Source organism: Cupriavidus sp. KB_39 (assembly GCF_052114485.1).
In the GTDB taxonomy this organism is placed as follows: domain Bacteria; phylum Pseudomonadota; class Gammaproteobacteria; order Burkholderiales; family Burkholderiaceae; genus Cupriavidus.
Genome location: NZ_JBFREV010000172.1, coordinates 1 through 555 on the forward strand (window position 1 = coordinate 1; position 555 = coordinate 555).

Consider the following 555-nt stretch of genomic DNA (forward strand, 5'->3'; position numbering starts at 1 on the left):
GCTCATCCACGACGACAAAGCCGCCGCCCGCGTAAGCGAGAAAGATGCCGCGGTCCTGCGTGTCGCCGGCGGTGCCCGCCGTTTCGCGATGCACCTCATCGAACGGATTGAAGGCCAGCACCGGCTGGTCCGCCGGCACGCGCTTCGCCCGGACGCGCTTCCCCGCGAACGTGAACTCCCCCCATGCCGGCGAAATGCCGCTCTGGTTCAGAAACTTCTGAGCGGCGCCGCTGATGCAATCCAGATGGATATGGAGCTGGTCCTGGCTGCGCGAGCCCCGGGAATTCACGGCGAGGCCGATCAGCGTATCGGGCAGGGGCTTGCCGACCGCCTTCGCCACGATCTGGCGTTCTTCCCACCCGAAGGCCCAGCCGTTGGCGCGCGTGCCCGTCCAGACGCGCGCGTGTTCCACACCGCTGACGGCATGATCGGGAATCACGAGGTAGTGCGAGGCGCCGACGTAGTCCTTGTAGAGCACGAGGCCCCGGTCGCGATCGACCACGGCGCAGTCGGCGTGGCGCGGCGCGCCGTCCGTGAGGCAGCGCGCCTGCACGT

1 protein-coding gene is annotated in these 555 nt (G+C 68.6%); it reads right to left on the reverse strand.

Annotated elements, in window-relative coordinates:
- Positions 1-555, reverse strand: a 555-nt coding sequence (locus tag AB4Z27_RS29355; protein ID WP_441646023.1) for a CDP-diacylglycerol diphosphatase, incomplete at both ends; no start/stop codon positions are given.